General features: G+C 51.3%; 9 protein-coding genes and 1 pseudogene. All 10 read left to right on the top strand.

The genetic code is table 11. From position 1 onward, the window contains the following. Positions 1–217: pseudogene (locus OMP95_RS07060) on the top strand (insulinase family protein); the annotation flags it as partial. After that, a complete protein-coding gene (gene rsmD / locus OMP95_RS07055) occupies positions 201–791 on the top strand; it encodes a 16S rRNA (guanine(966)-N(2))-methyltransferase RsmD (protein WP_266327368.1) in 591 nt (196 codons plus the stop codon). The pseudogene OMP95_RS07060 and the gene rsmD, both read left to right, overlap by 17 nt. Next, positions 788–1,285: a pantetheine-phosphate adenylyltransferase gene (coaD, locus tag OMP95_RS07050; protein WP_266327365.1), complete on the top strand. Its 498-nt coding sequence runs from the start codon at positions 788–790 to the stop codon at positions 1,283–1,285. Before rsmD ends, coaD begins: the two co-directional genes overlap by 4 nt. Before the next feature lie 31 nt (positions 1,286–1,316). After that, entirely contained in the window at positions 1,317–1,571 is a 255-nt protein-coding gene (locus OMP95_RS07045; RefSeq protein ID WP_266327364.1) for a YfhL family 4Fe-4S dicluster ferredoxin, read from the top strand. A gap of 44 nt (positions 1,572–1,615) precedes the next feature. Next, positions 1,616–1,999: an H-NS histone family protein gene (locus OMP95_RS07040; protein ID WP_266327362.1), complete on the top strand. Its 384-nt coding sequence runs from the start codon at positions 1,616–1,618 to the stop codon at positions 1,997–1,999. Positions 2,000–2,148: 149 nt separating this feature from the next. Beyond that, positions 2,149–4,605, top strand: a complete 2,457-nt coding sequence (gene leuS / locus OMP95_RS07035) for a leucine--tRNA ligase (protein ID WP_266327360.1) — start codon at positions 2,149–2,151, stop codon at positions 4,603–4,605. Between the two features lie 21 nt (positions 4,606–4,626). Next, positions 4,627–5,124, top strand: coding sequence for an LPS assembly lipoprotein LptE (gene lptE / locus OMP95_RS07030; protein WP_266327358.1), 498 nt, complete (start codon positions 4,627–4,629; stop codon positions 5,122–5,124). A 3-nt stretch (positions 5,125–5,127) separates the two neighbouring features. Further along, positions 5,128–6,138 (top strand): DNA polymerase III subunit delta, encoded by a 1,011-nt coding sequence (holA, locus tag OMP95_RS07025; protein ID WP_266327356.1) that lies wholly within the window; start codon positions 5,128–5,130, stop codon positions 6,136–6,138. A 57-nt stretch (positions 6,139–6,195) separates the two neighbouring features. After that, on the top strand, positions 6,196–7,452 hold the full coding sequence (locus OMP95_RS07020) for a glutamate-5-semialdehyde dehydrogenase (RefSeq protein WP_266327354.1): 1,257 nt from the start codon (positions 6,196–6,198) through the stop codon (positions 7,450–7,452). Continuing rightward, positions 7,433–8,095 (top strand): nicotinate-nucleotide adenylyltransferase, encoded by a 663-nt coding sequence (gene nadD / locus OMP95_RS07015; protein ID WP_266327352.1) that lies wholly within the window; start codon positions 7,433–7,435, stop codon positions 8,093–8,095. The genes OMP95_RS07020 and nadD overlap by 20 nt, the downstream gene beginning before the upstream one ends. The last annotated feature ends 27 nt before the right edge of the window (positions 8,096–8,122 follow it).

The raw sequence follows: 8,122 nt of genomic DNA, 5'->3' as shown, positions 1-8,122 counted from the left end.
AAATATCACCGGTGGTTTTGCCCTGCGTGTTGATAGCAACAGTAAGATTGCTGATTATCTGTCTATGATAGGATTCTACGGTTTGCCACTGGATTATCTCGACAGCTTCAACGACAAAGTCAATGCCGTCACCGTGGCAGATATCAAAGCGGCTTTTTCCCGGCGGATCAACGCCGACAAGATGTTAACGGTGCTGGTGGGTGGCGAAACAAATTAAGACGAGTAACGGCGGTGTTCTGCGGATTATTGGCGGCAGCTGGCGTGGCAGAAAACTGAATTTTCCCGATGTCGCCGGTCTCCGGCCTACAGGGGATCGTGTCAGGGAAACGGTTTTCAACTGGCTGCAACCTTTTATTGGCGGCAGTCGTTGTCTGGATCTGTTTGCCGGAAGCGGTGCGCTTGGGTTTGAAGCGGCTTCCCGTGGTGCCGCTGCTGTAGATATGGTTGAAGCCGATAGCAACGCTTACCGACAGCTTCAGTCCAATGCGGTGTTGTTGCAGGCAGAGCAATGTCAGCTTTGGCATAAACAGGCACAACAGTTTTTGCTTAAAGCCAGCGGGCCTTTTGATATCGTGTTTATCGACCCTCCCTATCAGTCGGCTTTGTGGAAAGAAGTGGCGGATTTGCTGGTCAGCCGTGATTTGCTCAGCGAGGGTGCTCGTATTTATCTCGAATTTCCACGCCGCCAGCTTATGCCCGGTTTGCCGGTGCAATGGCAATTATTAAAAGAAAAGCAGGCCGGTGATGTAAAATACTGCTTATTCGAAAATCAGTCAGGAGCAAGCGAGTGAGCACCACGGCGATCTACCCGGGCACATTCGACCCGATTACCTACGGACATATTGATCTGATAAACCGTGCAGCCTCGCTGTTTGACAGAGTGATCGTGGCGGTAGCGGTGAATCCGGGGAAAAAACCGGTTTTCACAGTCGATGAACGGGTGCAACTGGCACGGGAAACCCTGCCGGGTCTCGCTAATGTCGAAGTCTGTGGCTTTAATGGCTTGCTGGTTAAAGTGGCGGTGGACATGGGCGCCAATATTATTATCCGTGGTCTGCGGGCCGTGTCTGATTTTGAGTATGAATTGCAGTTGGCAACTATGAACCGGCGCATGCAGTCTCAAGTTGAGACACTGTTTCTAACGCCGGCAGAAAATCTCAGCTTTGTCTCTTCTACTCTGGTCAAGGAGATTGCGATGCTTGGGGGCGATGTCTCCGAATTTGTGGCACCTTGTGTCCAGGCTGCGTTAAATGCCAAATTGCCAGATGCCGGGCATCAGCGCTAAGATCTCATACATAGTATTTTTGGAGTAAAAAATGTCTCTGTTTATCACCGATGAATGCATCAACTGTGATGTATGTGAGCCGGAATGCCCGAATGGGGCTATTTCGCAAGGTGCTGAAATTTATGAAATTGATCCCGATCTGTGCACCGAATGCGTCGGACATTTCGATACACCGCAATGTGTTGAGGTGTGTCCGGTTGACTGCATTCCGAAAGATCCTGACAACGAAGAAACCCACGATCAGCTCTATGCCAAATATGAAATGCTGATGGCGGCGGGCAAATAACTAATCATTCTTTCATATTTTAGTCACGACTCAGGAGTCAGTTAATGACCGATAAAATCGACTTGAACAAGCTGTCCGAGCAGGAGCTGGTAAGGTTGATCAGCCAGTCCAAACAGCAAATCAAAAAACTGAAAAAGAAAAAAGTTACCCAGATCAACAGTAAAGATCCGGCTGTCATTGAAGTCGCTGATGCGGTCAGAGCGCTGGCGAAGAACAAGAATGTCACGCCTGCTGAGGCGTTGACTGCCGTGGCAAAAAACATGCGGGTGGCGATGACGCCCAAACGGAAAACACGGGCGCAAAGTGCGGTGAAATACCGGCATCCGCAGGATCCGGCTAAAACATGGAAAGGTTTTGGCAAGCGGCCTTTGTGGTTGGTTGAGGAACTGAACAAGGGGCGCTCGCTGGCGGAATTCAAAGTCGGCTGATCATTTCGCAGTTTACTTATCCTTTCAAATAAGCAGCTTGCGGGCTGCTTTTTTGTTCCAGTTCATTATCATTGCAGAGATTATTTTGAGCCACAGCCGTGCTGAGGTATCCTTAGCGCTTTTCACGTTCCCGACTTTAAAGAGAATCCATGCAACACGAATACCGCCCTGATGAAGTGGAATCATCTGTCCAGCAATGGTGGCAGAACAACAACAGCTTCCGCGTCGTTGAAGATGCAAACAAGGAAAAGTTTTATTGCCTGTCTATGTTTCCTTATCCCAGCGGCCAGCTGCATATGGGCCATGTACGTAACTACACCATAGGTGACGTGATTGCCCGTTATCAGCGCATGCAGGGCAAAAATGTGCTGCAGCCGATGGGCTGGGATGCCTTTGGCCTGCCGGCAGAAAATGCGGCGATCAAAAACAAAGTGGCGCCGGCCGCCTGGACCTATAAGAATATTGATTACATGCGCGGCCAATTGCAGCGTCTGGGGCTGGGTTATGACTGGCAGCGTGAGCTGGCGACCTGTTCGCCGGAATACTACCGCTGGGAACAATGGCTGTTTACCCGTTTGTTTGAAAAAGGGCTGGTTTACAAAAAAACCGCTGCGGTTAATTGGTGCCCGAATGACAAGACCGTGCTGGCTAATGAGCAGGTTATTGATGGTTGCTGTTGGCGTTGTGATACTAAAGTCGAACGGCGCGAAATCCCGCAGTGGTTTATGAAAATCACTGATTATGCTGACCAACTGTTGGCGGATCTGGAGCAGCTGGATGGTTGGCCTGAGCAGGTCCGCACTATGCAGGCAAACTGGATAGGGCGTTCGGAAGGGGTGCAGATTCAGTTTGATATCAGCGACAGTAACGACAGCATTGCAGTTTATACCACCCGTCCTGATACCTTGATGGGCGTGAGTTATGTGGCCGTTGCTGCAGAGCATCCGCTGGCTTTGCAGGCGGCTGAAACCAATCCTGAATTGAAAACGTTTATCGACGAATGCCGCAAGATGGAAACCTCGGAGGCGGCGCTGGAAACGGCTGAGAAAAAAGGCGTGGCGACCGGTTTGACGGCAATTCATCCAGTCAGTGGTGAGCTGGTGCCGGTATGGGCCGCTAATTTTGTGTTGATGGGGTATGGCACCGGTGCGGTGATGTCGGTGCCGGCTCATGATCAACGCGATTATGAGTTTGCGCGGAAATATGGCCTGGCTATCAAGCAGGTTATCGAGCCGATGGATGAAACAGAATGCGATCTGAATCAAGCTGCATTTACCGACAAGGGCCGTTTGCTGAACTCGGGACAATTCAACGGCCTCAGTAGCCAGCAAGCGTTTGATGCGATTGCGGATTTCCTCAGTAGTCACAACAAGGGTGAGCGTCAGGTCAATTACCGCTTGCGTGACTGGGGCGTATCACGCCAGCGTTACTGGGGTACACCGATACCTATTATTAATTGTCCTGATTGTGGTTCAGTGCCGGTACCGGAAGCCGACTTGCCGGTGCGTTTGCCGGAAGATGTGATTGTCGACGGTTCCGGTTCGCCCATTAAATCCATGCCTGAGTTTTACCAGTGCCAGTGCCCCAAATGTGGGGCTGATGCCGAACGGGAAACCGATACCTTTGATACTTTCTTTGAATCATCCTGGTATTACGCACGATTTACCTGTCCGGATAATGACAAAGCGATGCTGGATGAGCGTGCCGATTACTGGCTGCCGGTGGATCAATATATCGGCGGGATCGAACATGCCGTTTTGCATCTGCTTTATGCGCGTTTTTTCCACAAACTAATGCGCGATGAGGGACTGGTATCCGGTGATGAGCCGTTCAAGAACCTGCTGACACAAGGCATGGTGCTCAAAGACGGGGCCAAGATGTCCAAATCAAAAGGTAATACCGTTGATCCTCAGGCATTGATTGACCAGTACGGTGCGGATACCGCGCGTTTGTTTATGATGTTTGCCGCGCCACCGGAAATGTCTCTGGAATGGTCAGACAAAGCAGTGGACGGTGCTAACCGTTTTCTTAAACGTTTATGGCGTCATGTTTGCGAACATGCTGAAAAGGGCGCGACAGAAACGCTTGATACCGGATCCTTGAATGAAGCGATGCAGGCCGTGCGCCGTCAGACCCATCAGACTTTGGCAAAAGTTTCAGATGATATCGGCCGTCGCCATACCTTTAACACGGCTATTGCTGCGGTGATGGAATTGATGAATACGATTGCCAAAGTGAATGATGACAGCGAGCAGGTCCGTGCCGTTGTGCAGGAAAGCCTGGAGCTGATAGTTTTGATGCTGTCCCCGATTACACCGCATATCTGTCATCGGCTATGGCAGTTGTTAGGATACGGAACTGCGATTGTTGATATGGACTGGCCGCAGGTTGATGCAGCAGCGCTGGTACAGGATCAGATTGAACTGATGGTGCAGGTCAATGGCAAATTGAGAGCTAAGATTTCGGTTGCTGCAGAGGCGGATCAGCAGGCTGTTGAAGGGGTGGCCTTTGCCGACGAAAACGTGCAGCGATTTACGGAAGGAAAAGAAGTCCGTAAAGTCATTCTGGTACCGGGCCGTTTGGTTAATATCGTCGTCGCTGGTTAAGGTTAACAAAGGATAGAATCCATGAAGCATGTTGTGTCGAAAGTAGGGTTGGGTTTTTTACTGCTTGCCCTGGCCGGTTGCGGCTTTCACTTACGCGGCGAGGCCACCGTTCCGGAAGCACTGAAAACTATGTACCTGCAAGGGGTCAATACACAACAGGATTATTTCGGTCTCGAACTCAAGCGTGCCCTGACTCGTAATGGCATTGTTGTATTGGATGAATACCAGGAAGGCGCCGCCATTTTCACGGTGCTTGAAAACCGTTATCAGCGTCATGTGTTGTCAGTTGGTTCAGATGCAAAAGTGCGTGAGTTCGAGCTGGAAGCCTGGGTGCGTTTTCAGGTCACCGATGATAAAGGCAAGCCGATGAGTGAGGTTCAGCGTGTCGAAGCCCGGCGTGATTATCAGTTTGACCGCAATCAGGTGCTGGCGATGGACGAGCAGGAACGTGTTTTGCGTGAAGCGCTCAATAAACAACTGGTCAACAGCATTCTCAGACGTCTGTCTGCCATGCAATAGGCTATGCGGCTCAAAGCAGAACAGTTAGACAACACACTGCAACAAGCGCTCAAACCTGTATATCTGGTCTATGGTGATGAGGCGCTGCTGGTAGAGGAAGCTGCGGATAAAATCCGTCAAGTCGCCCGTCAGTCCGGTGCTAATGACCGCGAGGTCTGGCATGTGGAAGGTCACTTCGACTGGTCTCAGATCAAGTGGCGGGATCAAAACCTGTCGCTGTTTGCCAGTCAACGTCTGATAGAAATCCGCCTGCCCTCAGGCAGCCCCGGCAAGGACGGTGGTGAAGCCTTACGCCAACTCGCCGCAGCGCCTCCCGCAGATACAACCGTGCTGATTATCAGCGGCAAAATTGCTGCGGCAGCGCAAAAAAGCAAATGGTTCACTGCGCTCGACAAGCTGGGTGTTACCGTGCCGCTATGGCCAGTCGATGCTGCGCAATTACCTGGCTGGATCAGTCAGCGCGTACAGCAACGCGGGCTTAAAATTGACAGGCAGTTGGCAACACTGATTGCTGAACGCGTCGAAGGTAATTTGTTTGCTGCAGCACAGGAAATCGACAAATTACAACTGCTTGTTACGGATGGTCAGCTTGATGAAAAGACCATCCTGCAATCTGTCGCCGATAACGCCCGTTTTGAAGCCTTTGGATTGATGGACAGTGTGTTTTTGGGACAGCGTGACAAAGTCCCGCGTATAATTGAACGTTTACGCGCTGAAGGTGTTGATATACTGGCAGTTTTTTCTGCTGTGTCGTGGTCAATACATCGTGCAGTGGATATGGCCGTGCAACTGCAGCAGGGCGTGCAGCTGGATCAGGCTTTTGCATCACAGAAACCGCCGGTGTGGGATAAAAACAAACCCACCATGCGTCAGGCTTTGCAACGTCATGACAGTATGCGCTGGCAGCAATTCCTGCAACAGATGGCAGAAATCGATCAGGCTGCCAAAGGGGTCGTGAAAAGCTGCCCATGGCGCTTGCTGGAAAAACTCTGCCTGCAGGTGGCAGGCAGCTAGTACTTAGACTCATTGTACTAGCGATGCTTATCACAGAAAATTTGTAAGGAGAAATTCTTGGACGTTAATCAGTACATGCAGACGTTGGGGCAACATGCCCGGCAAGCCAGTCGCGTACTGGCCAGAGCGGGTACTCAGGTCAAAAACCAGGCTTTGCTGGCCATGGCTGCTGAAATTCGCGCTGCAGTTGATACGCTCAAGTCGGAAAATGCCCGTGATCTGGAAGCGGGGGCAGCCAAGGGGCTTGAACCTGCGCTGCTCGAAAGACTGACATTGTCTGATGAGCGGATTGAAGCCATGGCCGAAGGGGTGGAGCAGATCGCGGCATTGCCTGATCCGGTTGGTGAAGTCAGTGATATGACTTATCGCCCTTCCGGCATACAGCTGGGACGTATGCGTGTGCCGCTGGGAGTGGTCGGTATTATTTATGAATCACGACCCAATGTGACTGCGGATGCTGCTGCTTTGTGCTTGAAATCTGGCAATGCCACTATTCTCAGAGGCGGCAGTGAAGCCATTCATTCCAATCAGGCTATTGCGGCCTGTATCCGCCGTGGTCTGGAGCAGGCCGGTTTGCCTGATACGGCTGTGCAAGTTGTGCAGACAACAGATCGGGCGGCGGTAGGCCAACTGATTACCATGCCTGAATTTGTTGATGTGATAGTTCCCCGCGGTGGCAAAAGCCTGATTGAGCGCATCAGCAAGGAAGCACGGGTGCCTGTGATCAAACACCTGGATGGGATCTGTCATGTTTTCATTGATGCCGCCGCCGATCTGGATATGGCGGAAGCTATTGCGGTCAATGCCAAATGCCATCGCTATGGTGTCTGTAACGCGATGGAAACTTTGCTGGTCGACGAGGCTGTTGCCGATCAAATTTTGCCCCGGCTGGCGGTACGCTATGCTGATGAAGGCGTGGAGTTACGCGGTTGTGCCCGCACACGTGCCATTGTTAAAAATATTAATGCGGCAACGGATGAAGACTGGGATACTGAATATCTGGCCCCGATTCTGTCGATCAAAATTGTTGAAGGGCTGGATGCCGCGCTGGAACATATTCATCTGCACAGCTCAGGTCATACTGAAACAATCGTGACTGAGAACTATCACAACGCAAGACGTTTCCTGGCCGAAGTGGATTCCAGCTCAGTAATGGTCAATGCCTCAACCCGTTTTGCTGATGGCTTTGAATATGGTCTTGGCGCTGAAATCGGTATCTCGACTGACAAGATTCATGCCCGTGGCCCGGTAGGGCTGGAAGGGTTGACCTCTCAAAAATGGATAGTGCTGGGCAGTGGCCAAATCAGAGAATAAACCAGCCATAGGCCTTCTGGGCGGGACCTTTGATCCGGTTCATTTTGGACACTTAAGAACGGCGCTGGATGTGGTTGAAAAACTGCAGCTGGCTCAGATCCGGCTGATACCCTGCGCCATTCCGCCTCATCGCGTCATACCGGTGGCGACACCAGAGCAACGGCGTTTGATGCTGGAGCTGGCGATTAAAAATCATCCACGGCTGGTGGTGGATGATCGGGAATTACAGCGGCAAGGGCCGTCCTACACGGTAGATACGCTGCTAAGTCTGCGTGAGGACTTTACCGATAATCCGCTGTTTGTATTGATGGGGTCCGATGCCTTCAAAACGCTGCCAAGCTGGTCTCGCTGGCAACAGATCCTGGAGCTGGCACATATTGTGGTAATGCAACGGCCTGAAGAAGAAATGGATTTAGCTGATGATTTTGCCCGCTGGTATCAGCAACACCTGGCCACAGCCAATGACAGCGCATTGCCAGCAGGTAAAATCTGGCCAGTCCCAGTGACACAGCTGGCTATTTCAGCGACAGAGATTCGCCAGGCTTTATCAGAACAGCGCGATGTACGTTATTTATTGCCTGATGCCGTGATTGCCCTGATTGAGCAATTGGGGCTGTATCAGCGCGGCGAACAGTCAAACTGAATGGATAATCTATTTTTTGTTATCTCA

The organism is Methylophaga sp. OBS4 (assembly GCF_026319305.1).
Taxonomy (GTDB): Bacteria; Pseudomonadota; Gammaproteobacteria; order Nitrosococcales; family Methylophagaceae; genus Methylophaga.
The sequence above is the reverse complement of the archived record's forward strand: the minus strand, read 5'-3'. Positions and strand labels throughout refer to the sequence as shown.

Bases quoted from the DNA above. Each gene is read 5' to 3' on its own strand.
- OMP95_RS07045 (WP_266327364.1), top strand. From the start codon at position 1,317: ATGTCTCTGTTTATCACCGATGAATGCATCAACTGTGATGTATGTGAG.
- OMP95_RS07040 (WP_266327362.1), top strand. From the start codon at position 1,616: ATGACCGATAAAATCGACTTGAACAAGCTGTCCGAGCAGGAGCTGGTA.
- leuS (WP_266327360.1), top strand. From the start codon at position 2,149: ATGCAACACGAATACCGCCCTGATGAAGTGGAATCATCTGTCCAGCAA.
- lptE (WP_266327358.1), top strand. From the start codon at position 4,627: ATGAAGCATGTTGTGTCGAAAGTAGGGTTGGGTTTTTTACTGCTTGCC.
- holA (WP_266327356.1), top strand. From the start codon at position 5,128: ATGCGGCTCAAAGCAGAACAGTTAGACAACACACTGCAACAAGCGCTC.